Origin of the sequence: Pauljensenia sp. OF14-1SRA, assembly GCF_027694595.1 — a bacterium.
GTDB classification, from domain to species: Bacteria; Actinomycetota; Actinomycetes; order Actinomycetales; family Actinomycetaceae; genus Pauljensenia; species Pauljensenia turicensis_B.
In genome coordinates this window covers 1-759 of the sequence record NZ_JAQEVQ010000036.1, presented here as the reverse complement: position 1 = coordinate 759, position 759 = coordinate 1, and the positions used below count along the sequence as shown (strand labels likewise).

At 54.3% G+C, this 759-nt stretch carries 1 protein-coding gene and 1 pseudogene; one reads left to right on the top strand and one right to left on the bottom strand.

The features are described from left to right. The coding region (locus PG731_RS09145) for a hypothetical protein (protein WP_270773484.1) at nt 1–191 on the top strand (191 nt) is incomplete at its 5' end. A 316-nt stretch (nt 192–507) separates the two neighbouring features. On the opposite strand, the pseudogene PG731_RS09135 reads toward PG731_RS09145, so the two are convergent. Continuing rightward, nucleotides 508–759, bottom strand: a pseudogene (locus PG731_RS09135) (hypothetical protein); the annotation flags it as partial.

The window sequence follows — 759 nt, the reverse complement described above, 5'->3', positions numbered from 1 at the left end:
AAACAAAAAACAGGCATAAAAACAAACACACTATCGAGTTCACAAACAACACCCACACACCCACCAAAAGCACCCAACTTCCGTTGAACACCCCAGTGAAGGAGGCAGTCGACTCAAGCTTTCCTCGCTCTCGGCGACAGGAAAATAATTTACACACCTTCATGGCGACTCGTCAAATCATTTTGACGTGAGCGTCACCACACTTGGCGCGAAGGCTCATTTTCGTCCGAAATTCAGCCACTTTGACGGGCTAAACACAGATTCCTTCTTCTGATGATTACCGTTCTCATCACAGTGACCAGGGCACCAGTCGTTTGCAGGAACCGACGCCTTGACAGCGCCAATATGCTGTCCACAGCCAGCCCACGTCGCCTTTCCGCAGATGTCACACTTCGCCGGTCGACACATTGTTCATTCCCCTTCCTTTAGGATCTTCGAAGCAATCGACGATTGCTTCACCGTCATGTCTCAGTGGTCCACCAGTTCCTGATGGCGATGAGCCCCACTTCAGAGCATCAGCATTCGCCCCCTCATCGCAACACCCAGTCCGCCGACGCGAACGATCGCTGTTCGCTCCGAATCGGCAATCGGACGAGGTTCAAGTGAAGAAGCCCCGAGCTCGACGACAATTGCATCCACGATTCGTCGTCCCGCACGCGACGCCGCCCCCACGAGCCGGACAGGGCGACGCACGCCCGTGACCACTGACGTTGGGGTTAAAGGACAAAAAGAGTTGGTCTGAGCCCGACCTTTCGGCTT